This window comes from Arthrobacter arabinosi (genome assembly GCF_054511115.1).
The window spans coordinates 501,193-527,999 of record NZ_JBTNDF010000002.1 but is presented as its reverse complement, the minus strand read 5'-3'; the positions used below and the strand labels follow the sequence as shown (position 1 = coordinate 527,999).

General features: G+C 65.9%; 29 protein-coding genes. 14 read left to right on the top strand and 15 right to left on the bottom strand.

The genetic code is table 11. The features are described 5' to 3' along the window. Nucleotides 1-7 precede the first annotated feature (7 nt). From ACX80P_RS06610 to ACX80P_RS06590, 5 genes are all read right to left on the bottom strand, one after another. Nucleotides 8-607, bottom strand: coding sequence for a hypothetical protein (locus ACX80P_RS06610; RefSeq protein ID WP_459277266.1), 600 nt, complete (start codon nt 605-607; stop codon nt 8-10). A gap of 433 nt (nt 608-1,040) precedes the next feature. After that, nucleotides 1,041-1,391 (bottom strand): hypothetical protein, encoded by a 351-nt coding sequence (locus ACX80P_RS06605; RefSeq protein WP_459277265.1) that lies wholly within the window; start codon nt 1,389-1,391, stop codon nt 1,041-1,043. Between the two features lie 74 nt (nt 1,392-1,465). Continuing rightward, nucleotides 1,466-2,050, bottom strand: a complete 585-nt coding sequence (locus tag ACX80P_RS06600; RefSeq protein ID WP_459277264.1) for an SIR2 family protein — start codon at nt 2,048-2,050, stop codon at nt 1,466-1,468. A gap of 370 nt (nt 2,051-2,420) precedes the next feature. After that, the gene (locus tag ACX80P_RS06595) at nt 2,421-2,552 is read right to left on the bottom strand and encodes a hypothetical protein (protein WP_459277263.1); all 132 of its coding nucleotides are present in this window, start codon (nt 2,550-2,552) and stop codon (nt 2,421-2,423) included. 569 nt (nt 2,553-3,121) lie between these two features. Then, complete coding sequence (locus ACX80P_RS06590) at nt 3,122-3,913, bottom strand: alpha/beta fold hydrolase (protein WP_459277262.1); 792 nt, start codon at nt 3,911-3,913, stop codon at nt 3,122-3,124. Nucleotides 3,914-4,025: 112 nt separating this feature from the next. Here ACX80P_RS06590 and ACX80P_RS06585 point away from each other — a divergent pair, with 112 nt between their 5' ends. Next, on the top strand, nt 4,026-4,520 hold the full coding sequence (locus ACX80P_RS06585) for an SRPBCC family protein (protein WP_459277261.1): 495 nt from the start codon (nt 4,026-4,028) through the stop codon (nt 4,518-4,520). Between the two features lie 24 nt (nt 4,521-4,544). On the opposite strand, the gene ACX80P_RS06580 is transcribed toward ACX80P_RS06585, so the two are convergent. Beyond that, entirely contained in the window at nt 4,545-4,982 is a 438-nt protein-coding gene (locus ACX80P_RS06580; RefSeq protein ID WP_459277260.1) for a GlcG/HbpS family heme-binding protein, read from the bottom strand. Nucleotides 4,983-5,169: 187 nt separating this feature from the next. Here ACX80P_RS06580 and ACX80P_RS06575 point away from each other — a divergent pair, with 187 nt between their 5' ends. The 5 genes from ACX80P_RS06575 to ACX80P_RS06555 all read left to right on the top strand — a co-directional run bounded on the left by ACX80P_RS06575 (nt 5,170) and on the right by ACX80P_RS06555 (nt 9,297). Continuing rightward, entirely contained in the window at nt 5,170-6,033 is an 864-nt protein-coding gene (locus ACX80P_RS06575; protein ID WP_459277259.1) for a class II fructose-bisphosphate aldolase, read from the top strand. Between the two features lie 2 nt (nt 6,034-6,035). Beyond that, on the top strand, nt 6,036-6,857 hold the full coding sequence (locus ACX80P_RS06570) for an HAD-IA family hydrolase (RefSeq protein WP_459277258.1): 822 nt from the start codon (nt 6,036-6,038) through the stop codon (nt 6,855-6,857). Then, nucleotides 6,854-7,486: a dihydroxyacetone kinase subunit DhaL gene (gene dhaL, locus ACX80P_RS06565; RefSeq protein ID WP_459277257.1), complete on the top strand. Its 633-nt coding sequence runs from the start codon at nt 6,854-6,856 to the stop codon at nt 7,484-7,486. Before ACX80P_RS06570 ends, dhaL begins: the two co-directional genes overlap by 4 nt. 46 nt (nt 7,487-7,532) lie before the next feature. Further along, complete coding sequence (gene dhaK, locus ACX80P_RS06560) at nt 7,533-8,528, top strand: dihydroxyacetone kinase subunit DhaK (protein WP_459277256.1); 996 nt, start codon at nt 7,533-7,535, stop codon at nt 8,526-8,528. A 157-nt stretch (nt 8,529-8,685) separates the two neighbouring features. Continuing rightward, nucleotides 8,686-9,297, top strand: a complete 612-nt coding sequence (locus ACX80P_RS06555) for a hypothetical protein (protein WP_459277255.1) — start codon at nt 8,686-8,688, stop codon at nt 9,295-9,297. A gap of 34 nt (nt 9,298-9,331) precedes the next feature. Here ACX80P_RS06555 and ACX80P_RS06550 read toward each other — a convergent pair whose 3' ends face one another. From ACX80P_RS06550 to ACX80P_RS06540, 3 genes are all read right to left on the bottom strand, one after another. Beyond that, nucleotides 9,332-10,078, bottom strand: a complete 747-nt coding sequence (locus ACX80P_RS06550; protein ID WP_459277254.1) for a glucose 1-dehydrogenase — start codon at nt 10,076-10,078, stop codon at nt 9,332-9,334. A gap of 73 nt (nt 10,079-10,151) precedes the next feature. Continuing rightward, nucleotides 10,152-10,844 (bottom strand): phosphoribosyltransferase, encoded by a 693-nt coding sequence (locus ACX80P_RS06545; RefSeq protein WP_459277253.1) that lies wholly within the window; start codon nt 10,842-10,844, stop codon nt 10,152-10,154. 134 nt (nt 10,845-10,978) lie between these two features. Continuing rightward, nucleotides 10,979-11,704 carry a hemerythrin domain-containing protein gene (locus tag ACX80P_RS06540; RefSeq protein ID WP_459277252.1) on the bottom strand — a complete coding sequence of 242 codons (726 nt, stop codon included), beginning with the start codon at nt 11,702-11,704 and terminating at the stop codon, nt 10,979-10,981. A 151-nt stretch (nt 11,705-11,855) separates the two neighbouring features. On the opposite strand from ACX80P_RS06540, the gene ACX80P_RS06535 reads away from it, so the two are divergent. Further along, a complete protein-coding gene (locus ACX80P_RS06535; protein ID WP_459277251.1) occupies nt 11,856-12,596 on the top strand; it encodes a hypothetical protein in 741 nt (246 codons plus the stop codon). 114 nt (nt 12,597-12,710) lie between these two features. Next, nucleotides 12,711-13,811: a type I restriction endonuclease gene (locus tag ACX80P_RS06530; protein ID WP_459277250.1), complete on the top strand. Its 1,101-nt coding sequence runs from the start codon at nt 12,711-12,713 to the stop codon at nt 13,809-13,811. Here the strand turns inward: ACX80P_RS06530 and ACX80P_RS06525 are convergent. Together ACX80P_RS06525 and ACX80P_RS06520 are read right to left on the bottom strand one after the other, a co-directional pair. Continuing rightward, nucleotides 13,786-15,069: a hypothetical protein gene (locus ACX80P_RS06525; RefSeq protein ID WP_459277249.1), complete on the bottom strand. Its 1,284-nt coding sequence runs from the start codon at nt 15,067-15,069 to the stop codon at nt 13,786-13,788. The two genes, ACX80P_RS06530 and ACX80P_RS06525, sit on opposite strands and share 26 nt — an antisense overlap. A gap of 139 nt (nt 15,070-15,208) precedes the next feature. Beyond that, nucleotides 15,209-16,423: a thermonuclease family protein gene (locus ACX80P_RS06520; protein WP_459277248.1), complete on the bottom strand. Its 1,215-nt coding sequence runs from the start codon at nt 16,421-16,423 to the stop codon at nt 15,209-15,211. Nucleotides 16,424-16,966: 543 nt separating this feature from the next. Between ACX80P_RS06520 and ACX80P_RS06515 the strand changes: the two genes are divergently transcribed. Further along, a complete protein-coding gene (locus tag ACX80P_RS06515; RefSeq protein ID WP_459277247.1) occupies nt 16,967-18,331 on the top strand; it encodes a GmrSD restriction endonuclease domain-containing protein in 1,365 nt (454 codons plus the stop codon). A gap of 75 nt (nt 18,332-18,406) precedes the next feature. Here the strand turns inward: ACX80P_RS06515 and ACX80P_RS06510 are convergent, their stop codons facing one another. Then, nucleotides 18,407-19,279 (bottom strand): aldo/keto reductase, encoded by an 873-nt coding sequence (locus ACX80P_RS06510; RefSeq protein WP_459277513.1) that lies wholly within the window; start codon nt 19,277-19,279, stop codon nt 18,407-18,409. Between the two features lie 110 nt (nt 19,280-19,389). Between ACX80P_RS06510 and ACX80P_RS06505 the strand changes: the two genes are divergently transcribed. The 5 genes from ACX80P_RS06505 to ACX80P_RS06485 all read left to right on the top strand — a co-directional run bounded on the left by ACX80P_RS06505 (nt 19,390) and on the right by ACX80P_RS06485 (nt 24,486). After that, on the top strand, nt 19,390-20,241 hold the full coding sequence (locus tag ACX80P_RS06505) for a helix-turn-helix transcriptional regulator (RefSeq protein ID WP_459277246.1): 852 nt from the start codon (nt 19,390-19,392) through the stop codon (nt 20,239-20,241). Nucleotides 20,242-20,397: 156 nt separating this feature from the next. After that, complete coding sequence (gene hxlB / locus ACX80P_RS06500; protein WP_459277245.1) at nt 20,398-20,973, top strand: 6-phospho-3-hexuloisomerase; 576 nt, start codon at nt 20,398-20,400, stop codon at nt 20,971-20,973. 45 nt (nt 20,974-21,018) lie between these two features. Further along, nucleotides 21,019-21,642 (top strand): 3-hexulose-6-phosphate synthase, encoded by a 624-nt coding sequence (hxlA, locus tag ACX80P_RS06495; RefSeq protein ID WP_459277244.1) that lies wholly within the window; start codon nt 21,019-21,021, stop codon nt 21,640-21,642. Nucleotides 21,643-21,805: 163 nt separating this feature from the next. Further along, nucleotides 21,806-23,041 (top strand): amidohydrolase, encoded by a 1,236-nt coding sequence (locus ACX80P_RS06490; RefSeq protein ID WP_459277243.1) that lies wholly within the window; start codon nt 21,806-21,808, stop codon nt 23,039-23,041. Then, nucleotides 23,038-24,486: an amidase gene (locus ACX80P_RS06485; protein WP_459277242.1), complete on the top strand. Its 1,449-nt coding sequence runs from the start codon at nt 23,038-23,040 to the stop codon at nt 24,484-24,486. The genes ACX80P_RS06490 and ACX80P_RS06485 overlap by 4 nt, the downstream gene beginning before the upstream one ends. Here the strand turns inward: ACX80P_RS06485 and ACX80P_RS06480 are convergent. The 3 genes from ACX80P_RS06480 to ACX80P_RS06470 all read right to left on the bottom strand — a co-directional run bounded on the left by ACX80P_RS06480 (nt 24,443) and on the right by ACX80P_RS06470 (nt 26,791). Further along, entirely contained in the window at nt 24,443-25,309 is an 867-nt protein-coding gene (locus ACX80P_RS06480; RefSeq protein WP_459277241.1) for a pentapeptide repeat-containing protein, read from the bottom strand. The genes ACX80P_RS06485 and ACX80P_RS06480 overlap by 44 nt on opposite strands. 187 nt (nt 25,310-25,496) lie before the next feature. Further along, the gene (locus ACX80P_RS06475; RefSeq protein WP_459277240.1) at nt 25,497-25,940 is read right to left on the bottom strand and encodes a hypothetical protein; all 444 of its coding nucleotides are present in this window, start codon (nt 25,938-25,940) and stop codon (nt 25,497-25,499) included. Between the two features lie 29 nt (nt 25,941-25,969). Beyond that, a complete protein-coding gene (locus ACX80P_RS06470) occupies nt 25,970-26,791 on the bottom strand; it encodes a nuclease-related domain-containing protein (RefSeq protein ID WP_459277239.1) in 822 nt (273 codons plus the stop codon). Nucleotides 26,792-26,807 lie beyond the last annotated feature (16 nt).

Below are 26,807 nucleotides of genomic sequence, written 5' to 3'. Positions count from 1 at the left end.
GCCGTACTCAATCGGTGGATAATGATGATGACAGCCCTTCGTCCACTCGCTCAACCTTGATTCCATCCGCCCAGGTGCGGGCCGGGCGCCACACCTTCCATAGATCGCCGTTGTAGGTCCTTGCATACCAAGCAGCGAGCCCATGCTCCTTAAGCTGAAAATCGAGCTTGATAGTGCGGGGATCAACGGACTTCCTTTGTTCAAGTGCTTCTAGGAAATCACGAGGCATCGCCCTCCGCACCGTCAAGCCGCGTGCATTACGGACGTACCAGCGCCCCGGTGTTGTCGGATCGGAGGTCTCTACGAACCATCCATGGTTACCGGGGAGAGAGGGCTCGGGCTGCTTCCTTCGCCAGATTGCAGAGTCGGCTGTGATTGGCACCCCGTCCTTGCGTAACCTCTGAATGACCTCGTCGCTGTAGTCCGGCTGGTCGGCGTCCTTTTCTGGCTCGGCCTCATCGGGCGCCTCATATTCCTGAGCGGACTCTTGCTCAGCCATCCCAAGCAGCAGCTCGCGCATCTGTAGCACCGCCTCGTTTACGCTTGAGACGGTTGCTTGTAGGGCACCTGATTCCTCCGCTTGTCGGCTAGCGATGAGGAAGGTCAACCAAATTGCGATTACTGCGGTGACAGCACCGAGGGCAACAGCAACGGCGTTCGGGGCAAGGAAGGCTGCCACTGCAGTCGCGGCGCCTGCCACAAGACCGAGGCAGAGCAATATGAGAGGGCTTAGCAGACGCTTTCTTGGCGATGGAGTTGTCACAGCACTAAGGCTAGTGGCACGCGATGCTGCAACCTATGGCTTGTCTGGGCGTGTTCTTAAGTCGCGAGACCGAGGCATCGCGCATCCCGTAAACAGATGCTTAGCACGGGCACGAGGTGATTGGTTCTGTTCAGCCTAAGCTCCTCAGGCCATACTCATTGTCATGTCGGCTTTCGACCAGCTCGAGCGCGACCATCTTCCACCCGCAGTAAGTCAGGCAACTCAGTCCTACGCACGGTTGTTTCGATGCAAGGAGTGGTCTTACCTATCCGCGCAGCTATAGGTCAATCAACGTGATCGCAGACCTCGGCAGGTGGTAGATGGTCCCGTCAGTCCAGTCCTGCAACGATCGATCCAAGAGCCCTGGGCAGTTGGTGTCAACGTAAGTGTCAAGTTCGCTGATGAGTGAATCGGGTGAATCAAATCTCTTGCCTAGGAAGCGTCCACCATCCTCGTGTTCGACGCGATTGACTAGGAGGCGCGGACAATAATAGCCGTCCTCCCGGCGCTCAACCCCCCATGTGAAGACGTCGCCGCAAGTTTCGTTCACGTACTTCTGGACAGCCTGTTCCCCGCTGAACTGCTTCACCGAGTGGCTGGGCCCGAGGAACTGCTTGATGCGGGCCACGGTTTTGGGACTGTAGTCCACGACAGTTACGGGAAGTCCTGCGCGAAGTGCGGTTGCAACGAAGTGGCGGGCGCTTAGGTCGCTAGGGGGAAGGAGTATCCAATGATCGTAAGACTCGTTGCTGATTGGAGGCGATCGAACGCAGTCTTCCACTGTGCTTTTAGAGCGTGGTTTGAGTAAAACGCACCCTTGGTGCCCGTCGGCGGGATGATGAGTTGCTTCAAATCGGCGTAGCGGGCAGCCTGCTGCCCACGAGCTACTTCTGAAGGGCTAGTGTTGGTGCTCCATCTGCCGTCATTTCGCATGATGGTTACAGGATCTGATGGGGACGAATCGAGACCTGGAAAACCCCAGTTGGTCGAACCGTGGAGCTTGAACAGCTCAGGTATGAGCTCTGTGTACATCGCAGCGCCCGTGGACAAGCCATGACTAATAGGACTCCGCCTGTTCAGGGGTATCTCATAGATCTCCCCCCAGTTGTCGAGCCTGCGTTGTGCAGATGCTGCTCGCTCAATAAGGGTGTCGTAGTTGAACGTGACGAGAGTTGCCTCTGTGTCGAACCAGGTCGCCACGAGCCGTTCGAGCCACACGGGTAACGGGTCTTCAAGGGCCAGCCTTTCGGTTCGCTCGATGGCACGCAACGGCAGCACTAGCGTCACTGAAAGTGGCCTTGTTTCTCAGATTCTTTTGAAGCGATAACCACGGTTGATCGACGGAGAGGTACGACATCCATCGCTCAAGGTCATCACCGAACGGACGGAGTATGTCGTCTGCAACCTCCAGTTGCTGCAGCACCTCTTTGCGCAAATCTGCCAGAGTTGGCATCCTCTCGCTAATAGCACGAGAGAAACCGGCACCCAGAAGGAAATATTCTTCGCCGCTCACAAATCCTCGGATCCTCGGGCAGCTGATTCACTGAAGTTCTGCCGTGTGCGACGCTTCGCTGCTGCATCGCTGTCGAGTCCCAGCTTCTTCAAGTCGTCCTCGCTCCATCTGTCCCCAGCTGCTCCAGCGTATGCCTTCTTGTCCTCACGCTCGGCTTCCGCGAGCTGGCTCGTCTACGCGCTTGCTTGCAAGCACCGGATCGGTGACGGATGCGATGCGGGAGTTGAGGAATTTGCATGCCTGGTTTTCGATGGTTTCGAGGTTGATGGTAGCCATGCTCATCACCCTAATGTCGGCACGGATGTGCGTCACTAAGCGCAGCTTCCATCAGCCGGCAGGCTAGCCGTTGAGGTACCCGTTGGCAGGACCATTGAACCCATCCTCGATGTTATCTGGGTCGTATCGGGCTGTGTTTCGTCCCAGCGTGAAGTAGGGCGGTCCGATGTTTGCTCGGCGCCATTGAGCATGCTCTCGGTTTGTGACGCTGTACAGCGCGGGCACGTCCTTCGGTGCCATCATTGTGCCCACCCTGAGGCCCTCTTTCATCTTTGCCCTGCGTTCCTTTCGGCAACGCCGTCAACACTTGGACGCGAGGTGAATTGGCACGGTGAAGAGGTCGGTCCGTGGAATACCGCAAGCGGAGCGAGAATATGCCGCGCAAGCCGGCCTTGAGAGCCTTGCCAAGAGAACGGCGGACAGTACAGTCACCAGCCGAAACGGAACTGCGCAGCCAATCGGTCAATCCAGAGGCGAAGCGTCGTACCGCTTGCGTGAGCATCCCACCCGGCACAGGTAGCCGTGCGAGACGCAGACAAGTTTTTCAGCGGGGCAAGCTCAGAGGATAGTCACGAAGACCGAGCGGCGGTGGCGTTGAGGATGAACCGGGCCGTCTCCTGCGGCTGGTCCCAGTGCGGGAAGTGCCCGCAGTCCTCGAAGACGTGCAGGGTGGCGTCCGGATAGAGGGACATGGCAACGGCGGCCTCGCTGAGCGGGGTGACCCTGTCCGCCCGGCCCCAGCCGAACGCCAGAGTGCCCTTGATCGTCCCCTGGGGCGCTCCTGCCTGGCGCGGTCCGTGCGCGAGCGACTTGCGCGCCTCGTCAAGACTGGGCGAGGTGGCGAATCCGCGAAGCTCGGTCAGGACGAGGTCCGGGTCGAGCTTCCAGGGGGCCGCGGAGAACTGGGCGAGCAACGCCGTCCGGCCCGCAGCCTGCTGGACGAGTGACGGCAGGACGGACTGGAGGCGCCGTACCAGCGCAATGGACGCGGTGATGCTGCCGTTGAAGATGCGCACCTGGGTGTCGCTCCAGAATCCTCCCGGATCGAGGGCGACGACGTTGCCGGCGTGCCCCCGCCGCGCCAGCTCGACCACGATCCGCCCACCCATCGAGCTTCCGACGACATCCACATCGCGCAGGTTCTCCTGCTCGAGGAACTGCTCGACGGCGTCCGTGAGGGTTGCGATGGTCACCTCGCCCGCGAGCGGCTCGCTGCCGCCGAATCCGGGGAGGTCGATGGCGATGACTTCACGCTGTTCCCGCAGCAGGGGGAGGACGGGGTCCCAGGTGCGGACGCTCGAGCCGAGCCCATGCACGAGGACAAGTGGCCTTCCGGTGCCGGTTCGTTCGGTATTCAACATGTGCGGAGCCTTTCGTAGCCGGCGCGGGAGCCCAGTCTATGCAGGCACGGAGCGCTGCAGCCGATCCCGCGGTGGCTATGGCGCAGGAGAACCGCTCTGTGAGAATGAGCCCATGAGTCAGACACGCACCCTTCATCATCGGGAGTCCATCACCATTCAGGCGTCGGCGGACAGCCTCTACTACCTCGTCTCCGAAATCACCCGAACCGGCGAGTGGAGTCCGGTCTGCACGCGGTGCTGGTGGGACGACGACGCCGTTGCAGGCCAGGTGGGTTCCTGGTTCACCGGGCACAACGAACTCCCGCACCGCACCTGGGAGACCCGGTCACAGGTTGTGGCTGCCGAGCGCGGCCGCGAGTTCGCTTGGGCGGTCGGCGGCGACAGAGTCCGCTGGGGCTACACGCTGACTCCGGCCGGCACCGGGACCACTCTCACCGAATCCTGGGATTTCCTGCCGGGCGGCATCGCCATGTTCAAGGAGAAGTTCGGCGACGATGCGCCCGCCCAGATCGCCGACCGCACCCGGCAGGCGCTCGACGGCATTCCGCAGACACTCGCCGCGATCAAGCGGATCGCCGAGTCCAGCCGCGAGGGTGATCGGCCCTAAGACCGTGACCCTGCAGTACCAGAATCACGCGACCGCGAACTCCAGATAGGCTGCGGCGCCGGCGGAGGCGACTTCCTGGTCCTGCTCGATGGTGCCGGTGGAGACGCCGATCGCACCGATGATACTGCCGTTCCGCACCAGCGGGATTCCGCCGGGGAACACCACGAGGCGTCCGCCATGGGCGTCGCTCAGCCCGTGGATAGGGCCGTGGGGACGAGTGAGTTCCTGCAGGTCGCCGGTCTCGCACTGGAAGGCGATGGCCGTGTAGGCCTTGTTGATCGCGATGGTGATGCTGCCGATGTTCGCGCCATCCATGCGCACGTGCGCCTTCAGGTTCCCGCCGGCGTCGACCACGGCGATGTCCATGGGCTGGCCGATCTCCGTGGCCTTCGCTGCCGCGGCGTCGATGACGATGCGGGCTTCTTCCGACGTGATGGTTTCGAGTACTGATCCGGGTGTCATGGTGTCCTTCGTCGTTGAAGTGGGAGGCCGTGCGGCCGCGGCCCACTCAACCATCCGCATCCGCTGCTGGCGAGGTGGTGATTACCCGGGGTGGTGATTCCCCCCAGGCCGGGGGCGGGAGAACCCCCATACCCAACGCAGGGGAGCACACCTAGCGTGAAGGGCAGCCTGACCAGGAGGAATCATTGTGGCCGTAGTACCCCTGAAGGACATCGTGGACCCGGCATTCGCGGCACGCTACGGCGTGCCCGCCATCAACATCTTCAACGACCTCACCATGGAGGGCGTGCTCGCCGGCGCCGTGGAGGCCAACTCCCCGGTGATCCTGCAGACCTCGGTGAAGACCGTGCGCAGCATCGGCTCCCGCGTGCTCTTCGACATGTGGCAGTCGATGACACGCGGCATCGAGGTGCCCGTCACCCTGCACCTGGACCACTGCCCGGACCGCGACGTCGTCACCGAATGCCTCAAGGCCGGCTGGAACTCGGTGCTCTTCGACGCCTCCAACCTCCCGGTCGAGGAGAACCAGCGCCAGACCGTCGAGGTCGTCGCGGAGGCCCGCAGTTACGGCGCCCAGGTGGAGGGAGAGATCGAGGCCATCACCGGCGTCGAGGACGACCACGGGTCCGACGAGGTCTCCAAGCAGCAGAGCCTCGAGGTGGCGCTCGCGTTCATCGACGCCACCGGGATCGACGTCTTCGCCCCGTCTATCGGCAACGCCCACGGCAGCTACAAGGCAGCACCCGTGCTCGACGTCGACCGCGTCACCCAGCTCGTCGAGGCCCGCAACGTGCCCATCGCCCTGCACGGCGGTAGCGGGCTGAGCGCCGACCAGTTCGCCGACCTCATCGCCCGTGGCTGCGCGAAGGTCAACATCTCGACGGCGCTCAAGGAGACGTACATGCAGTCCAGCCTGGCGTTCCTCAAGCAGGCCGAGCAGAACAACAAGTGGGATCCGCCGTCGCTGTTCAAGCACACGCGGGCCGACGTCGTCGCCCTCACCACGGATCTCTGCACGCAGTTCGGCAGCGCCGGCAAGGGCGGCCGCTGAGCATGCCCGCCCTCATCTTCGACTGCGACGGCGTGCTCGCCGACACCGAACAGTACGGCCACCTGCCCGCGTTCAACCAGACCTTCTCCGAGTTCGGCGTCCCCGTGCAGTGGAGCGTGGACGAGTACGCCGAGAAGGTGAGGATCGGCGGCGGCAAGGAGCGCATGCGCAGCATCCTCACGCCGTCGGTCGCCTCGTCGCTCGGCCTGCACGACGACGCCGCCACCGACGCCGCGATCCTCGCCTGGCACAAGCGGAAGACCGAGATCTACAAGGGGCTCGTCGAGAGCGGCGTCATGCCCGCCCGGCCAGGCATCGCCCGCATCGTGCAGGAAGCGCACGACGCCGGGTGGACACTCGCCGTCGCCTCCACCTCCGCGGAACCCGCGGTGCGCGCCGTCCTGACGCACGCAGTCGGAGAGGAGTTGGCCGTGCACTTCGCGGTGTTCGCCGGCGATGTGGTGCCCGCGAAGAAGCCTGCGCCGGACATCTACCTGCTCGCTCTGCGGGAGCTCGGTGTTTCACCGCGGGAGGCGATCGTCGTCGAGGACAGCGGGAACGGGTTGCGCGCCGCCGTCGCCGCCGGCCTCACCACCGTGGTGACCGTCAGCGGGTTCACCCGCGAGGAGGACTTCACGGGCGCGGCGCTCGTCGTCAGCTCGCTCGGCGACCCGGACGGTGAGCCCGTCGAGGTCCTCGCCGATCCACACGGCGTCGGCGGCAGCGGCGCCGTCACCCTCGCCACGCTCCAAGCCCTCCTCGACGCTTCGTCGACAGCGCCCTCGACTTCCCCTGCACCGTCCACCGGAACGGAGACACCATGAGCACCACCAAGATCGACGACGTCGAATACGTCGTCCGCTCCCTGGCGCAGACCGCCGTCGAGAAGGAGAAGGAGTTCGGCGACCTCGACGCCGTGGTGGGCGACGGCGATCTCGGCTACTCCCTCGCCCGCGGGTTTGAGAAGGTCCTGGCCGACTGGGACACCCTCAAGCGCGACGACGCTGCCACCTTCCTGCAGCAGATAGCCCTCGCCATCTCCAGCAGGATCGGCGGGACCTCCGGGCCGCTGTGGGGGACGGCGTTCCTGCGGGCGTCCGCCGCCGCGAAGACCGTCGACGCGATCGACGGGGCCGCCGTCGTCGCCATGCTCCGCGGTGCCACCGACGGCATCAAGGCGCGCGGCAACTCGGACCTCGGCGACAAGACCCTGCTCGACGCCCTCATCCCAGCCACCGACGAGCTCGAACGCCAGCTCGCCGCGGGGGCCTCGCCGGAGGAGTGCCGCGCTGCCTTCGCGGCGAAGGTGCGCGAGTGCGCTGATGCGACGTCGACCATGGAGGCCAAGCGCGGCCGCGCCAGCTACAGCGGCACCCGCAGCATCGGTTCGCCCGACGCCGGGGCGGTAGCCGTGGCCGTGATCGTCGAGCGCATCGTGGCCGACTGGCCCTGACTCTTCCTTCCCACCCGTCCAACCCTCACAACGATGTGGAGCCTCCATGAAGAAGTTCGTCAATGATCCGCAGCAGTTCGTCCCCGAGATGCTCGAGGGCCTGGCGCTCGCCAACCCGGACACCCTGAAGTACGTGCCCGAGTACAACCTGATCATGCGCGCTGACGGCCCGGACCAGAGCAAGGTGTCGATCGTGCAGGGCTCCGGCTCCGGCCACGAGCCGGCGCACGTGATGATCGTGGGCAAGGGCATGCTCGACGCCGCGTGCCCGGGTGACGTGTTCGCGGCCCCGCCGTTCGACTACGTGTACGAGACAACCAAGATGATGGCATCGCCCAAGGGCGTGCTGCTGCTGGTGAACAACTACACGGGCGACAAGATGGTCTTCGAGATGGCGCAGGAGATGTCCTCGGCGGACGGCATCGAGGTGAAGACGCTGTTCATCAACGACGACGTCTCCGTGGAGGACTCCACCTACACGATCGGGCGCCGCGGGGTGGCGGGCAACTTCTTCGTCATCAAGGCCGTCGCGGCCGCCGCCGAGCGGGGCGCGGACCTGGGCGAGGTCATCCGGATCGGGGAGAAGGTGAACTCGGTGACACGGACCATGGGCGTCGCGCTCACCGCGTGCACGCCGCCGGCGAAGGGGAGCCCGCTGTTCGAGCTGGGCGACGACGAGATCGAGATGGGCGTCGGCATCCACGGTGAGCCGGGCCGCCGTCGGGCGAAGATGATGCCAGCCAACGAGATCGTCGAGGAGATGCTCGTCCCCATCGTGAAGGACCTGCCCTTCACGGAGGGCGACCGCGTGGCGCTCATGATCAACGGCCTCGGCGGCACCCCGATCAGCGAGCTGTACCTGCTGTACGGGCAGGCGCACAAGCGCCTCGCGGAGCAGGGGATCAGCGTGGGCCGCAGCTATGTGGGGGAGTACTGCACGTCCCTGGACATGGCGGGTGCGTCCATCACGCTGGTGAAGCTCGACGACGAGATCGAGGGTCTGCTCATGGACCCGGCGGAGATCCCCATCCGCGTCTTCTAGATCCACGGCGTTCTCGAGTCACCCCGCACGACGGCGGGCCGCTCACCTTTCGGTGGGCGGCCGCCGTTCTGCGTCGTCCATGATGTTGCTGTCCGCTACGGTCAGTGAGAACAGATAGCCTGAGCGCGCATCGACTTCACTTTTTAGGGGACATTCCTTGGATCTACTGGGTGGCGCGAGCCTCGACCTGTTTCACCTCCTCACCTGGATCGTGCCCGCCGTCGTCGCGCTGGTGGCCGGCGTCCTGCTCCGACGCAGTCTTCACTGGATCGCCCTCGGTGCCGTTCTCCTCTTCGCAGCACTGAACGCCGCTGCCGGGATCTACGTCCTGAACCACTTCGATGATGCGCGGTGGTCCCCCGAGGGAAGGGCGGCGCTGAGTGCTCCGTCGCTCTCCGGGACGCCGCTGGTGGGGGAGTACCTGGAACCCCTCGACTCCGCACTGGAAGGAGTCGTGGGCGGCGTGAACGACTTCCGGGCATTCCAGCAGGCCCTCCCCGTGACGCTGGATTTCCTCGCTACGTCCGGGTGGGCCCTGCTGGTGGCGGTGCCGGTGGCCGTTCTCGCCGCGTGTGTGGCCTTCGCACGAGCCCGACGCCGGAAGGCGGAGTTCACGACGTACCGCGCCACTGTCGATGCGCTCAGGGACGAGCTCGAGCAGGTCAAGCGGCAGATCGCAGCCGGGTACCCCACGTCGGCGCCGTCTGCAGCACCGTCCGGGGCACATGCAGTCGCCGGCGTGGGGCCGCGGCCGACACCCGGAGGCTGAGCCGGGGTCGCTCCCTTCGTCTGCTGCAGGCGTTCTAGGTCTCCTCGCGGCGGGTCACCGTGCCCGCCGTATCACCGCCGTCGATGACGAACTCGGCTCCGGTGACGAACGACGACTCGTCGGACGCCAGATAAAGGACGAGGTTCGCGACTTCCCCTGGATGGCCTTCGCGCCCGAGTGCCACGTGGCTCATGTCCGACTGGATGTCGGCCGTCATGGGGGTGGAGATGACCCCGGGATGGACCGAGTTGACCCTGATGCGCTGAGGTCCCAGGTCCAGGGCAGCGCTCTTGGTGAGTCCACGCACGCCGAACTTCGATGCCGTGTATCCCGGGATCTGTTCGTAGCCGCGCATGCCGGCGATCGAGGAGATGTTGATGATCGACCCGCCTCTGGACTGTGTGAGTGCCGGAAGTGCGGCTTTGATCCCGTTGAACGTGCCGGTCAGGTTCACGGCGATGACAGCGTTCCACTGTTCCAGGGTGTACTCCCCGATGGGGGCGAAGTTTACGATGCCGGCATTGTTCACCAGGATGTCCAGACCGCCGAATTCCTCGACGGCGGTGGCGACGGCAGCCTGCCAGTCCTGCGGATCGGTCACATCGAGGTGGACGTAGACAGAGCCAGAGCCGATTCGCTCCGCGGTTTCCTGTCCGTCCTCGTCCAGGATGTCAGCGATGACGACCCTCGCCCCTTCGCCATGCAGCCGCAAGGCGACAGCAGCGCCGATGCCGCGTGCACCCCCGGTGACGAGGGCTACCTTGTCGATGACTCGTTCCATGTGATGCTCCTTCGGTGTTGTCGGCTCCGCTGGTGGAGTTCCAAGCCCCGGAGCCCTGGGCCTGGAACGGTCTTCAGGCCGGCTTGGAAGCCGGTGGGTTCGGCGTCGAGCTCAGATTCGCGGTCGGCAGATCGAGCAGCCTGACCACTTCGTCGTCCTCGGTGGATGAGAAGTCCTGGTAGTAGTAGCCCACAGCCCGGAACTTCGACGGTGACACCAGGCTCACGAGCTCGTCCGCTTCCTTGAACGAGGCCACGGTCCGGGCCGGCGCGACAGGCACTGCCAGGATCACCCGTGCCGCGCCGAGCTGCCTGGCCGCCTGGCACGCCACCCGCGCAGTGGAGCCGGTGGCAACACCGTCGTCCACCACGACGGCGATGCGCCCCTGAAGGTCCACCCGGCTCCTTCCCCGCCGGTAGCGGGTGCGCCGAGCCTCCAGGAGCCGGCGCTCCTTCGTCTCCACCGTTTGCAGATCCTCATCAGTGACCTTGGTCAGCGAGAGGACGTACGTGTCGAGAACCCGGGTGCCGCCCTCCCCGATGGCGCCCATGGCGAGTTCCGGCTGGAACGGCACCCCCAGCTTCCGCACCATGATCACGTCCAGGGGCGCGCCGAGGGCTTTCGCCACCTCGAAGGCCACCGGAACACCTCCACGGGGCAGACCCAGCACCACCACGTCCTGACCCCGCAACCCTGCGAGCCTCTGTCCCAACTGCCGGCCGGCGTCGGTCCTGTCCCGGAAGGTCGTGGACTGTTTCCTCTGCACGCTCTTCTCCTCGGGTGACGACCGCACCATCGCGCCTGCGTGGGATTCGATCCTCAGCCCCGTTCATGGCCGGTGGTCAGAGGCTTTCGTCCCCCGTGTGGGCGCGGAGCGGGCTGCCGATGGTGAAGGCTGGTTCAGAGAGTGTCGGGAATGGGGCGTCCCGGGAAGAGTGTGGCGTACTGCTTCCGATACAGCCTGCGCCCGATGAGGCGGTAGGCGAGGCGGACTGGAAGGGGGATTTCCTTGAACAGTTCCTCCCGGTCGCCGGGGGGATTGGTGGCGAGCACCATGCCGAGATAACCGACCAGGAACTTCTTGTCGAATGTGTCGAGACCGTGCTGCCCGACCGCGTCTATTTCCTTCTCGGTCATCACCCGGTCCACGACGGGCATCACTTCCGTGACCTCCCGGCGCAGGTGCACCTGAAGGACTGACGAGAGGTCCCTGTACCGTTCGGCGAGGTTCATTCCCGTGCTGGCGTCCGCCGTCTCCATCCAGCGCAGGCGGACGGGCTCTATGCTTTCGAGCCGCTGCGTGACCTGTCGATGGTGCTCGAGCATCTGCTCCACATGCAGTGCGCACACGGGTGCCCTTTCCGCCAATTGCGGATACATGAGGAGATCCTCGCCTTCATGATGGACGTGGAGCACGTTGTCGAAGTTCCCCAGCACCTCCCCGACGTAGGCGGCGCGGGCCGTGTCGCCCGGCTCGACGGACTGCACCAGGCCGGGCGCCTCGTCGTACGCCCAGAGGAAGAAACGGTGAATGCGTCGCATGCCTGCGGTCCCGGTGCAGAGGACGGGCCCTACGGGTACCGGCGGCGCTGTCTCGCCGGGTTTCACGGTGAAGAAGTCGGTCATGGGATCGCCCCCGATGGTATCGATCGAGACCAGAGCCCGCCCCCGCCAGGGAAAATCATAAGCACCGCCCTCACGCCACACAATGGTCCGGCCGATGTGTGATTTTGAATGGCCGCCCTCAGTGCAACTGAAGGTGGGAGAGGATGTAGCCATGGACAACGATGTATTGCAACCTTCCATGATTGCGCGGCTCTTGGAGGAAATTTCGTGGGAGAAGGCTGTCAAGTACCGTGCGGGTGGCCGTGGCATGGAGAACGTGCTCACTGCGGAAGTGATGATGGGGCTGGACCTCCTGCCACGGGACCACTTCTTCGCGCAGGTGGTCCGATCATGCTCGGGAGCGGTTGAGGCGCGGGCCCGGTTGATCGAGCACGTCGAACTGGCCGAGATGTCGCTGCTTCCCGGGGACATGTCCATCAACCCTGATGGAGTTGCGAGCAAGAACTTCATCGTGCAGCCTGACGCGATCATCCAGTCGCCGGACGTTTTCACTTTCGTCGAGGCAAAGCGCATCAAGTCCAGCTCCTTCCAGCCCGAACAACTCGCGCGGGAGTACGTAGCAGTGATGAGCAACGCGGGTGAACGGATGCCAATACTGTTCCTGCTTGGAGTCGAGCCGCCCGTATCCGTGCAGAGGCATGGCAAGATGCCACTGCATGACGCGATACGACTACACCTTCCCGCAGTTCTGGAGCGAGCGGGCGGCATCGGCGTTTCGGAGGAGGAGCTGATGGCAAGGCTCGACGACGTCGTGTGCTGGATCTCGTGGGACACCTTGGCTACCTCCCTAAGCACGCAGACAAGGTCATTCTCCTGCGGCGACGCCAGTACCGAGGCTGCTGTCCTGCGGCTGGGGAATCAGCTGACGAGCGCGATCGCTTGGCACTCCTAGCCAGGGTCCGACTCCTCCGGCGCGACTCGATTGGACGATCACCGGTGATTGTTCACGAGGAATGTCTCGACCCAGGATTAGGGTGAGAGACAACCATTCAACGCAGGGGGATTTGTGGATTTTGCAGAACGATTGACAGCGCTCGCCGCGAAGGTGCGGCAGCAAAGGTCTCAGATAGAAACCGAAGAAGCGACGAAGAACGCCTTCATCATGCCGTTCATCTCGACCATTCTCGGATACGACGTCTTCAACCCACTCGAGGTCGTCCCCGAGTTCACCGCAGACGTCGGAGTGAAGAAGGGGGAGAAGATTGATTACGCGATCATGCACGGCGGCACCGTTCAAATACTTATCGAGTGTAAGAAGTCGAAGGAACCGCTGAAGATCGAGCACGCCTCCCAGCTGTACCGGTACTTCGCCGTCACCAACGCTCGGATTGCCATCCTCACCAACGGGGAGGTATACGAGTTCTTCACGGATCTGGACGCACCGAACCGGATGGACGCGAAGCCCTTCCTGGTACTGGACCTCAACGACATCGACGAGACCCTGATACCTGAGCTGATGAAGCTGACGAAGGAGATCTTCGATCTCGATTCGATCATCAACGCGGCGGGTGAACTGAAGTACATCGGCCAAATCAAACGAACGCTCGCGGCTCAGTTCAAAGAGCCGGATGCGGAGTGGATCAAGTCATTGACCATGCGTGTGTACGACGGGGGTGCCTACACACAGAAGGTGCGTGACCAGTTCACCACGCTCGTAACGAAAGCTACCAAGCAGTTCCTGAACGAGCAGGTGAACGAACGTCTCAAGACAGCCCTTGGTGCTCCCAACTTCCCAATGGCCAGCGATTCCGTGATTGCCGCGACCGTGACCAGCGAGCAAGTGGTAGAGGACGACCTGAACGAGACAGGTGTAGAAACCACGCTCGAGGAGCTCGAGGGGTACCAAATTGTGCGAGCCATCGTCTGCAATGAAGTGAAACCAGCTCGCGTGGTCCAGCGTGATGCAAAGTCCTACTTCGCGGTGTTGCTCGATGACAACAACCGAAAGCCGATCGCCAGGTTGCACTTCAACCGCGTTCAGAAGTACCTAGGCGTTTTCGACGAGCAGAAGATCGAGCAACGCATCCCGATCACTTCGCTCGACGAGATCTACGAGCACGCGGATGCGCTCCGCTCAAGCGTCAGGGCGTATCTGACAGTGGGCTGATCGCTCGCTGCTCCTCTAGGGTGCTGAGTCCCTCGGAATTCTCGTCCCTCGTTCGTCTGGCCCACTTCGGCCGCGAGAACTCGATCTCTCGGAGCTTCTGTACCTGGGGCTTTGCCTTGCCAACGGCCCCAGGTACAGAACTCGCGGCAGTACCGACGAGCTGGCGAGTCTGGGCGGTCAGGTCGGTCAGGGACTTCCGCCAGGACTCGCGTTCCACGACACCATAGACAAGGGTCTCAAGCCCATAGATCGTTGCGAACTTGGCGACTGTCGCCTGGATTGTTTCGGCGGAGTCCAGGGTGGACTTGCTTCGTAGTGGACTGATTACTCGGGAAAAGTCATTGATGGTTGCTGTGCTGCTTACAGCGTCATTCAGCTTCTGAAGACGTTGAGCAGTGAACTCGCGTCGGCGCGCAGCTGAGGTCTCGATCGCTCGAACGTGGTGCTCGACTTCCAGTGGCTCGTTCTTCGCGACATGGGCGACTTCGAGGGCGTCAAAGCGGTCTTGGTTCGCCTGGCATGCGGCGAGAAGGACCAACCAAGACTGGAGATCAGTACGACTTGCATGCTTGATCGCATCCGCACGTTCCGACACACTCCCGGCAGCCAAAGATTCGACGATGACGTCGAGTTGGTTGAGAGCGTACGAGGTCGACTGGGCCAGTGATGTGCTGTGGCCGGATACCTGTGCCCAGGTCGTTTCGCTGACCCGTCCGGTCTCTTCGTACAAGGCATACGCTTTTTCGAGAACCAGAGTGACGCCCTGGACGTCCCCTAGTGCCTGCGCTCTGTTGTCCGACATCAACCGGTCGAGCTTGATGTCCATGGCTTCGACGAGCTGTTCCAAATCCGCGAGAGCGGCCTTGAGCGCAGCCGCCGCGCTGAGTGCAGCGACGTTGGACATGACCATCGGGTTCATCTGAGCCGGCTCGAATTTTGCCGTCGAAACGATACGCCCTTTCGCGCCTCGAATGACGCCGGCAACCGGGCCGTCCTGATTGAATTCAGCGTACTTCTTGAGGAGCCCAGCGGAGTCGGATGCCATCGTAAATGTAGTACCGACGACGGGTGACCCATGCACAGCGCTGAGGCCGGCGGCTGCCGCAACGGCATCAATCGTTGCGCGTCTGGCTTTCTGGCCCAGTTCAGGGCGTATCGCCAACTCCTGCATGAACTTCTGCACAATGTCAGTAGTACCAACGAGGGCGACTTCGCCACCAGTGATGACTAGTGCCAGTTCTTCGCTTTGTTGCTCCATGGACTCATCTAACCAGTGATGCCTTTACAAGGAGTGCTCATTCCGAACCATTCCCACGAGGGTCAGGACTCTGCCCGCTTGGGCCGTCGTAACTTCACCGTTCCTGGCTCAGCTCCGTCCGAGGAAAGGCCCTCCTCGTTCAGCAGGGCCGGTAGGTCTTACCGCCGGGTGCATAGCAGCGGGGGCCGGTGTAGCCGGGGTAGGGATCCGCAGCCGCAGGGGGAGCAGGAGGGACGTACGGCGGTGCGGGCGTGATATATGGCTCGGGTACGGGGGGCAGGTTCCGGATGCGCTCCTGTTCAGCGGCTGCCGCGGCTTCGGCTGCCAACCGGTCAGCTTCGGCGCGAGCGATGTCCTCGGCTTGCACGCGTTCTGCCTCGATGCGAGCAGCTTCTGCAGCCTCCGCCTGAAGGCGTTCCGCCTCGACGCGTGCGGCTTCTGCTGCTTCCGCCTTGATGCGTTCTGCTTCGACGCGTGCCGCTTCGGCTGCCTGGGCTGCCTTCTCCCTCGCGGCTGCAGCCTGAGCCACCTTCTCAGCTTCCTTGAGGGAGGCGGCCTTCGTGTTGGCTGCGGCGAATGACCGCTCACCCTTGCTGATCTGGGTGTCGAGGTCACGGACCAATGCGGCAGTGCGATCGGCTCCGAGTGCAAGGACACGGACCGTGTCCTTGCCTGCTTCCAGTGCTCCTCGGGCTGCCTTGGCCGCGGTCAGGGCAGTGAGGATGCCAGCGGCGGTTGCAACGGCCGCTGATTCGGTGTCGCCGACGGGCGCCGCCGTGGCCGCCGTCAGGGCTTCCACAGCGTCGGCCACTTCTGCCGGCACCGTGCAGCCCGCAGCATCGTCCAGTAGCCCGACGCCCTGGGCGGAGGCCTCGCTGTAGGCGGCCTGCACCTCGTCGTAGTACTTCTTGTTCGGCTCGATGAGAATTGGCACACCCAGGCCCACCCGAGCAAGTTCTGCGTTGACAAACGTTTTGTCCTCGATGAACACGGCGGCCAGTACGCGGTCGTACCTGTCCGTCCGCTCGACGTCGAAGTCCAGCCCGACCCGCGTACCGGGCGGCGTCAGCGCTTCGAGCTTCTGGGTAGCCTCGGGGCCGAGGCACTCGACCGGCTTGTCCGGATGCTTGGTCTCCGGGGTGTCCACGTTCAACAGACGGACGGTCTGGTCATCGCCGTCGAAGTTGATGACGAGGGTGTCTCCGTCGATCACGCGCACCACAGTGCCGGGCTCGTAGTCGACCGCCGATGCGGCGGATGGGTCGGAACCGTCACAGGCAGTCAGTGTCGAGGCGAGAACCGCGACGGTCAAAAGGGTCGCTGGCGCGAGCCGGCGGAAACGAGCATGCTTCATCGATCTTCTTCTGCAGGTGGGAATGAGGATTCTGCCTGTCGCCCCGAGAGTTGGTCCGTTATCCGGATTCAGATATCCCGAGGTATTACTGCCACGGAGGGCGACATCAAAGATCTAGCATAGATTCGAAGTTCTGCTCCTGGGAGCTTTCGCCAGTTGCTCGGCAATGCTGAGCAGAAACTGAGCTTCGATCACCATCGCACGAAGGCACCGATCGACTCGCCGACCAGGAAGTGCTGCCGCAACGAGAAAGTCGGATCGCGTCACGTTCACAAGGTTGACGGACTTCAAGACGGTTGTGACGAGCGAGGCGGAAATAGCGGCTCCCGACTGCCAGCGCCGAGGATTTTGTGCAGAAGTTGAGGTTCCACGGGAATGCTGGGCTGGAGCAACTGCAATGCTGAGGCGCGCGGTATTCTTCGATCACTCGTCTCACTACGATGACCGCCCACTCATGCGGCGGCGTCGACACCTCCGGGAGTTTCCATCAGTTTCTTTTCACGTCCGCCCGCCCGCAACACGTCATCGCCGACCAGGCCAAAGGTGCGGACCTCGACTGCGATCGTCGCCGGACTCGCCCTGTTCCTGGTCATCATCGGCCTCATCACCAGCGGCCTCAGTGGGGCACTCATCATGGCCGCCACGTTCGCCCTCTTCACCGGGCTCTACACCCTCCTGACCAACCGGCCGTCCTGGGCGCGCCTCGGAGGCCGCAAAGCCGGCGCGATCACCGCCGGTGCCGCCGTCGTCGCCATGCTCGCCGGAGGCGCGATGGCGCCGGCATCGGAGACCGTACCGACCGCCGTCGCCGAGCAGGCGACCGAATCGGCCGAGCCGACCACCGCCCCCAGCACCAGTGCTCCCACCGGGAGCGCGACGCCGTCAGCAAAGCCGACGCCCTCGGCGAAGCCGACACCGTCCACGAAGCCGACGCCGTCACCCACACCCAGCCCGACGCCGTCGGACGTCGCCCCGCTCGACTCCGACACCCCCGCGGACGTGACGGGCACGCCCCGCGCGCCGTCGGACCAGCCGGCTTTCGACACCACCGCGCTCGCCGTGCTGGAGACGCTGCCCATCAAGGGTCGCGCGCCCAAGACCGGGTACGACCGCGAGCAGTTCGGGCAGGCGTGGGCCGACGTCGACCACAACGGGTGCGACACCCGCAACGACATGCTGAACCGCGACCTGACGGAGATCGTCCACGCCAACTCGGTACCCTGCAAAGTGCAGTCCGGCATGCTGGACGACCCGTACACCGGGACCCAGATCCCGTTCCTTCGCGGCCAGGCGACAAGCAGCGACGTGCAGATCGACCACGTCGTCGCGCTCTCCGACGCGTGGCAGAAGGGTGCCCAGCAGCTGACCTTCGACCAGCGCGTCGCGTTCGCGAACGACCCGCTGAACCTGCAGTCCACGGACGGCCCCACCAACCAGCAGAAGGGCGACGGCGACGCCGCCACCTGGCTGCCGCCGAACAAGGGCTACCGCTGCGAGTACGTGGCACGGCAGGTGTCCGTCAAGGCGACCTACACCCTCTGGGTCACGCAGGCCGAGCACGACGCTATGGCGACCATCCTGTCCGACTGTGCCGACATGCTCGCTCCGACGAACCAGGTGGCGCCGTCGGTCGCAGCACCCGCGGCACCGGTCGAGACGCCGGAACCCGCGCCCGTCGTCGTGCCTGCGCCAGTCGTGCCTGCGCCGGCCCCGGCTCCAGTGGCACCTGCGCCCGTTGCGCCGGCTCCTGCACCTGTTGCGCCAGCACCGGTGGCTCCGGCTCCGGGCGTCTACTACGAGAACTGCGACGCCGTCCGAGCAGCAGGAGCCGCCCCGATCGCGGCAGGCTCGCCCGGCTTCCAGCCGAAGTTCGACCGTGACAAGGACGGGTGGGGCTGCGACGGCTGACCGGATGCGCCACAACGAATGACGGCGGGGCAGTCACGTCACGTGACTGCCCCGCCGTCGTCTTTCCGGGTGGACCTACATGCTCCACAGCTCCGCGTGGATGTCCGTCTCGTCCGACCACCGCCGGTGCAGGGCGAACAGTTCGTCCACGATGTCCTGCGGCAGCGGCGTGATGTCCCGGCTGTACGTGAGCAGCTCGCGCAGGTTCTCCTCGCGGCTCGCCGAGCCGACCGTGGACACGACCTGGGGTGTGCTGTGCGCGAAGCGGATGCAGAACTCGGCCCAGCTCTCGATGCCGGAGCGCTCGAAGATGGGCACCACCTCGACGGCCCGCTCCTGCAGGTACGGCTTCCACGCGGCACCCGGCACGTCGCGCAGCTCATGCACGGGAGCGCCGGCCACGGTGCGCATCGAGATGATGGCCTTGTCCTGTGCCAGCAGTTCGTCCCACAGTTCGTTCGACGCGAAGCGCTGCAGCGGGTTGAGGTAGAAGATGTAGCCGTCGATCAGCCCGTCCAGGTGTCCGGCCCGCAGCGCCGTGAGCGGGGCCTCGGAGGTCCACGGGAAGATCTCGAGGACGAAGCGCCGCACGAGGCCCTCGTCCTTGATGCGCTGCAGCTCCGCGAGGGTGGGCCCACCGGACGGCATGTCGTCCGCGAATGCGCCGATGCCGGTGAGCTGCCCGATGTCGATGGAGCTGATGCCCAGTGGCTCGATGTTCTCGGCGATCGTGGCGCGGACGTCGTCGGCCGTTCCGCCGCCCAGCTTCACGATGACCGGCGGGACCTTGGTGCGGTCCTCCTCGAAGGCCGCGCCGAGCACCTCGAGGGCGTGGTCGTACTGGCGGGAGGTATGGAGCCAGAGTCCGGCGTCGATCGCCGTGCGGGCCATGTGTGCCTGCTGCTCGCGGGGGACGTCGTCGTGCCCGAGCCGCGTGGTGCCGTAGATGAACGGGGGGAGGTCTGTCAGAGGTTTTATTGCCTCAGGCTATCGGCGGGAGGCGTCCGCGGACGGAAGCCTGCCGGGACGGGAGGAGAAGGTGCGGCAGAATGGAAGCCATGGACCGGGCCGCAGAGATCTCCGCTTTCCTGCGCTCGCGACGCGCACGGCTCTCACCCGCCGACCTCGGCGCCCCGTTCGACGGCCGGGTGCGCCGCGTTCCCGGGCTCCGCCGCGAGGAAGTGGCCCGCCTCGCCGGGATGAGCGCCGACTACTACATGCGGATCGAGCAGGGCCGGGGCGGCGCGGTGTCCCTCGAGATCATCGACGCCATCGCCCAGGCCCTCCGCCTCGACACCGTGGAGCGGAACCACCTCCTCAACCTCTGCGGCACCCCGACCCCGCACCATACGCCCACGTACGAGCCGCAGCGGGTGCGGCCCGGGCTGTACGACCTGCTGTCCGTCATGGAGTCCGTCCCCGCGATCATCCTCGGCCGCCGCACGGACGTGCTCGCCAGCAACCGCCTGGCGCGGGCCCTGATGACCGATTTCGAGGCCCTCCCAGCCTCCCACCGCAACTACGCCCGCTTCATCCTGCTGGACCCGAAGGCGCGTGAGCTGTACGAGGACTGGGAGCAGGTCAGCGAGCAGACCACGGCGATGCTCCATCTCGACGTCGGACGCTTCCCGGACGACCGACGACTCGCCGACCTCATCAGGGACCTCCGTGAGGGCTGCCCCGAATTCCCGCGCTTCTGGGACGACCAGAACGTGCACGAGAAGGACCAGGGCGAGATCCGCTTCCATCACCCGGTGGTCGGCGACGTCACGCTGCACTACCAGACCCTGCTCGTCCCCGGCGAAGCGGACCAGAGCGTCTGCACCTACTACGGGGCGCCGGGGTCCGGCAGTGAAGCGGCGCTCGCGCGCCTGGCCCGGGCGACGACGTCGGCCCCGACGCCCGCCTGAACGCGCCTGCCCGGCAGCACTTCCTGTGGTCTGGCTCACGGATTCGCCTAGCCCTGCGCAACCTAGGTTCAGCGGGGTAGGGCTCGCGCCCTGACGGACCCTCCGGGGGTGATGGACTGAAGTCCGGACGAAACCCTAACGGCAGGAGCCCCACCGATGACCCAAGCACCCGAGCACCACTCGGTGCCCGCCGGCCTGCGCCTGCTCCACGAGGAGCTCGTGGGTGCGGCGGAGGGCCTGCAGGACGATCAGCTCTCCGCGCTCGTCACCGAGATCCAGCAGGCGCGGCGCGTCTTCGTCACCGGCGGAGGGCGCAGCGGGCTCGCCCTGCGCATGCACGCCATGCGCCTCATGCACCTCGGCCTGACGGTCCATGTGGTGGGCGAGACGACGACGCCGGCCATCGGCGACGGCGACCTGCTCCTCGTCGCATCGGGTTCCGGCACGACGGCGGGGGCCGTCGCCGCAGCCGAGACCGCGGGCAGCGTCGGCGCCCGCGTCGCAGCGGTGACCACCGACGGCGAGTCGAAGCTCGCGAACCTGGCGGACAGCGTGGTGGTCATCCCCGCCGCGCAGAAGACGGACCACGGTGGCACGGCCTCGCGCCAGTACTCCGGGAGCCTGTTCGAGCAGGCCCTGCTCCTGGTGCTCGACGCCACCTTCCACACCCTCTGGCAGGCCGACGGCACCCCCGCCGAAGACCTCTGGCCCCGGCACGCGAACCTCGAATAGCGCGCGCCACCCTCACTCCTCATCCCAGCCAACAAAGGACACCTCATGAAACTGCAACTCGCCATGGACGTACTGACCGTCGACGACGCCCTCGAGCTCTCCGGGAAGGTCGCCGAGTACGTCGACATCATCGAGCTCGGCACCCCGCTGGTCAAGAACGCCGGCATGACCGCCGTGACCGCCATCAAGGAAGCCCACCCGGACAAGATCGTCTTCGCGGACCTCAAGACCATGGACGCCGGCGAGCTCGAAGCCGACGTCGCCTTCAAGGCCGGCGCCGACCTCGTGACCGTGCTCGGCGTCGCCGACGACTCCACCATCGCCGGAGCCATCAAGGCCGGCAAAGCCCACGGCAAGGGCGTGGTCGTGGACCTCATCGGTGTCGACGACAAGGCGGCCCGCGCCAAGGAGGTCACCGACCTCGGCGCCGAGTTCGTGGAGTTCCACGCGGGCCTCGACGAGCAGGCCCAGGAGGGCTACGACCTGAACACCCTGCTCACCGCGGGCAAGGAGTCAGGCGTCGCCTTCTCGGTCGCCGGCGGCGTGAAGCTCGCCACCCTCAAGGACGTGCAGGCCTCGGGCGCCGACGTCGCCGTCGTCGGCGGTGGCATCTACAGCGCCGACGATCCCGCCCAGGCCGCGAAGGACCTGCGCGACGCCATCGGCTGACCGCCCCGTCCCGACCGGGACGCCGCACGGCATGACGGAAGACCGGCCACCGCGCGGTGGCCGGTCTTCCGTCGTACCACGGGAGCCCGGGCCCCGCCCTCGCGTTGCGTCGGTCACACCTGATGTACTCGTGACAACGCCAGCCGCTTCCCGGAAGGACACCATGACCATCGACACCGCCGTCTTCGAGCTCTCCGACGCCGCCACCACCGCCATGCACGAGCTCTACCGGCACCTCCACGCCCACCCCGAGCTGTCCATGCAGGAGACGCACACGGCCGCGTTCATCCTCGAGAAGCTGAACCACCTCGGGCTCGAGGCGTTCATGTGCGGCGGCACCGGCGTCGTCGGGATCCTCCGCAACGGCGACGGGCCCGTGGTCGGTTACCGCGCCGACACCGACGGCCTGCCCATCGCCGAGGACACCGGCCTGGACTACGCGAGCACGACGACGGGACACCTCGCCGACGGCACCGAGGTCCCCGTGATGCACGGCTGCGGCCACGACACCCACGTGACCGTGGGTCTCACCGCCGCACAGCTCCTCACGGAGAACCGTGACGCCTGGTCCGGCACGGTGGTCTTCGTCTTCCAGCCCGGCGAGGAGACCGGCGAGGGCGCCGAAGCCATGGTGGAGGACGGTCTGTGGGACAAGGCGCCCATGCCGTCGATCATCTACGGGCAGCACGTGTGGCCGGGTGTCGCCGGCACCGTGAACATCAGCAAGGGCACGGCCATGGCCATGGCCGATTCCTGGAAGGTCACCGTCCACGGCCAGCAGGCGCACGGTTCGCAGCCGGACCAGTCCATCGACCCGATCGTGCTCGGCGCGCACATGGTGGTCCGGATCCAGACCATCGTTGCCCGCGAGGTGCACCCCATGAAGTCGGCGGTCGTCACGGTCGGCACGTTCCACGGCGGCCTGAAGGAGAACATCATCCCGGCGTCGGCGGAGTTCACCGTCAACGTGCGCACGTTCGACGTCGACGTGCGGGAGCGCGTGCTCGGTGCGCTGCGGCGCATCATCAGCGCCGAGGCCGCCGCGTCGGGTGCTCCGGAGCCCGTGATCGACGAGATCACGAGCTTCCCCCAGTGCTATAACGACCCCGCCTCCACCGAGGACCTCATGGCCGCGCTCGGCGGGGTGCTCGGCGAGGACGCCGTCATCGAGTCCCCGCCCGTGATGGGCAGCGAGGACTTCGGTCTCCTCGCCGAGGCCATCGGCGTGCCGAGCGTCTACTGGTTCTTCGGCGGGCACCCGCAGGGCGTGCTCGACGGCGACGATCCCGTCCCGGGCAACCACTCGCCGTTCTTCGCGCCGGCGATCGAGCCGACCCTGACCACCGGCGTGCGGGCCGCCATGACGGCGCTGCTCTCGAAGGTGGGGACGGCCGCGTGACCGGTGCGCTGCACGAGCTCTCCGCCGTCGACCTGACGGCGGCCATCCGCCGTCGTGACGTGTCCGCACGGGAGGCGCTCGAGGCGCACTTCGACCGGATCGACGCCGTCAACGGCCGCATCAACGCGGTGATCACCGAAGACCGGGAGGGCGCCGTCGCGCTGGCCGCCGCCGCCGACGAGCTGACGGCGTCGGGCGCGGACCTGCCGCCGCTGCACGGCCTGCCGATGACGCACAAGGACACCCACAACACGCGGGGTCTGCGCACCACGCAGGGCTCGACGATCTTCAGGGACTTCGTGCCGACGTTCGACGACCTGATCATCGGGCGACTGAAGGGTGCCGGCGTGGTCACGACCGGCAAGACGAATGTGCCGGAGTTCGCCGCCGGATCGCACACCTTCAACGAGGTGTTCGGGACCACCGTCAACCCGTACGACACGAGCCGCAGCGCCGGCGGCAGCAGCGGGGGAGTGGCGGCGTCGATCGCCGCCCGCATCCAGCCGCTGGGTGACGGCAGCGACATGGGCGGCTCGCTGCGGGTCCCGGCGTCGTTCTGCAACGTCGTCGGGTACCGGCCGTCCATCGGCGTCGTGCCCTCCGTGCCGACGCGCAACGCGTGGGCGTGGCTGAGCCGCACCGGACTGATGGCACGGGACGTGGAGGACATCGCGCTGGGCATGACGGCGATCGCCGGCCCCGACCCCGCCGTCCCGTACGCCTACCCCGTGCAGGGTTCGTTCGGCGCCGGGCTCCAGCGGGACCTGACCGGTCTGCGGATCGGATGGTCGCCCGACTTCGGACTCGACGTGCCCGTCGACTACGAGGTGCTGCGCGTCCTCGAGCGAGAGCTGCGGGTCTTCGAGCGCCTCGGCGCGATCGTCGAGGAGGCAGCACCCGACCTGCGCGACGCCGACCAGGTATTCGGCACCACGAGGGCGTTCGACTTCGTGCTCGGCCTGGGCGACCTCGTCGCGAAGCACGGGGACGCCATCAAGCCCGAGATCCGCTGGAACGTGGAGCAGGGGCAGCAGTTGACGGCGCAGGACCTGGTCGACGCCGCCCTCGCCCGGACCCGCCTCGACGCCGGTGTGCGCCGCTATTTCGGACGGTACGACGTGTTCGTGAGTCCGGCGGCGCAGGTCCTCCCGTTCGACGCCGCCGAGCGGTATCCGACGTCGCTGAACGGCGTCGCGTTCGAGACGTACCTCGACTGGATGCGCTCGGCCTGTCTGGTCTCCGCAACGGGCCTGCCCGCGGTGTCGGTCCCGGCAGGGTTCAGCGCGGACGGCCTGCCGGTGGGGCTGCAGATCGTGATGCCGCACGGCAGCGACGTGGAGCTGCTGCAGGTGGCCTACGCGTTCGAGCAGGCGACGTTCTGGGCCAAGCGGGAGCCGGAGCTCACCCATGCCAGTGACTGGGAGCGGCCAGGTCCCCGGGGATGAGCGTGCCCGCGTCGCCGTGGGCGGCGTCGAGCTGGGACTGCGTCACGTAGAGGGCCTTGGAGAGATCCGCCCCACCGAGCCGGGCATCCCTGAGATCGGTGCCGAGGAGGTCCGCCCCGGAGAGGTCGCATTCCCGCAGATCGGCGGCGATGAGGTAGGCGCCCCGAAGGTTCGCCCCGTGCAGCGGCCGGGACCTGAAGGTCCGGCCCATGAGGTCCGCTCCCGGAACGAGGGCCGTGTCCAGGTGGTCGTCGCCGGTTGCGAGGTAGGACGCCCTGATCTCCTCGCTGACGTCCATGAGCGTCGATCGCACGCGCGCGTGGAGAGAACCCAGGTCCAGCGCGAGGACCTGCTGGGCCCCTCCACCCATCGCGCGCTCAAGGGTCGACCTGAGGTGGTCGACCGTGTGCGAGGTATCCGGATCGAAGGTCCTGGTGCCGGCTTCGGCCAGATACCAGAGCATCTCGTGGAGCTGCCGGACCACCGTGAACGCCGCGAACATCTCCTGCGCCGTCCCGGGTTCTTCTGTCCAGCTGACCCCGCGGAAGAGGTTCTGCGAGACGTTCTGGCCGGCACCGAAACAGTCGAAGACGGTGCACCCGCGGAAGCCGCGGGGCCGCAGGCGGTCGTGGATGGTGCAGGAGAAGTCGGAGTCCAGATTCCGGCAGGGAGTTCCTGCCGGCTTGTCGACGGCGAAGTCTGCTGAGCGCGAGAATCCGAGGGCCGTACAGCAGAGGGCGAAGCAGCTGCTGCAGTCCGGGCGTAGGGTCTCCCTGATCAGGGTCTGGGTGGAGGGCGCGGAGTCGCGTGATGTGGAGGGCATGGGTTCTCTTCGTCTGGGTTCGGTGAGGGGCCGGGTGCCTGGGGAACTCGCCAGGGAGTTCCCATCGAGGGCACAAGGAACCACCGCTTCCATGGGAAGCGAGCGGGAACCGCTGCAGGGGCTCTGGATCACGGAGAGAAGAAGAATGTCACTGCGCCCAAAATAGCACTGGCGCCCGGTCCGCCGTCTACTGTTCGGACATCGTGGCCGCTCGGACGACGGCCGGGTCGTGGGCGTCCTTTGTCAGCTGCATTCCTGCCGACTCGGCCTGGGCATGGCACCATTTGCTCAATCCACCAGGGGCGAGATCGGCCAACGTGACTCCACCCTTCAGGTGCTGACCCACGAACGAGCCGAACAGGCCGATGTGTACGCCGCTCGACCGCAAGTGGGCGTCCTGCAGTGCAGCGAGTAAAGCATCCCGGAGATGCTCCGAGCTGGGTTCGGACGCAGGTACGAGGCGCGTCACGTGCCCCTTGAGGTGACCCGCAGCAGGAGTCTTGGAGGGTTTCGTGACTGGCACCGGAGCCGTCGTCGGAGTCGGAGTTGGAGCGGGAGCGGGAGCGGGACTTTCGAGCAGCGACGCCAGCTCGACGTGCAGCGCCGCCAGTTCGCGGTGGATCGCCGCCATGCGGACGGCAGGATCGGGCTTCAGGGGGGTCAGAACGGCAGGACGCCCACCGCGGACACAAGGATCGCGGGTGCAGCGAGCAGCCAGCCGATCCGCCGTCGTCGTGCCTGCTCCACCAGCCGGTGCAGTGCGTCGAAGGAGCCGGCGACCTCCACGGGATCGCGGAGCGCCGACGGTGCTCGCCGCCAGGTCGAGGGCTGCGCGGCGGCCGCGGCCAGCAGGGCGACCTGCTGTGGGGTGTGGATGACCGGGCGCCTCATCAGCCAACGCAGGAGCTGGCGTTCGGTGAGCACGGCGACGGACCTGTGCTTCTCCTTGACGGTGACCTGCTGTGCGCCGACGACGACGATCGCCGCCTCGGCGGTGACCGGGTGGCGGACCGCCGCCGAGAGCAGCTTTCCCGCCCGTACGGCCTCATGCTCGGAGTTCCGGATGTACGGGTGGCGCGTCCCGGCGACCAGGAAGGTGCCCTTCGCCGTCCAGATCCTCTGACCCGGGTGCCGCTTCGTGTTGAGGGTGAAGACGCCCGTGGGGCCGATCACCACGTGGTCTATGTCGGCCGACTTCTCACCGACCGGTACGGCGTGCAGGACGGTCCACTCCGGGCCCAGGGCGGCGAGGGTGCGGCCCACCGCGCGCTCGCCGAGCGCACCCCAGTACCAGGGGAGGCTCGCGGCGTCGAGCAGGCGGACGCCGAACGCCCGCGCGACGGGACCACGCGGATCACGGCAGCCGCGGACCTCGAGCAGTTCCTCCATCACTGACTGTCCCGGGGCTCGCCGCCGCAGAAGACCGAGGCCCTCCGGTTCGGTGTGCCGGACGTCGCTCTCCAGCGGCTCGGCAGCACTCATGGCGTCGTCCTCGTGC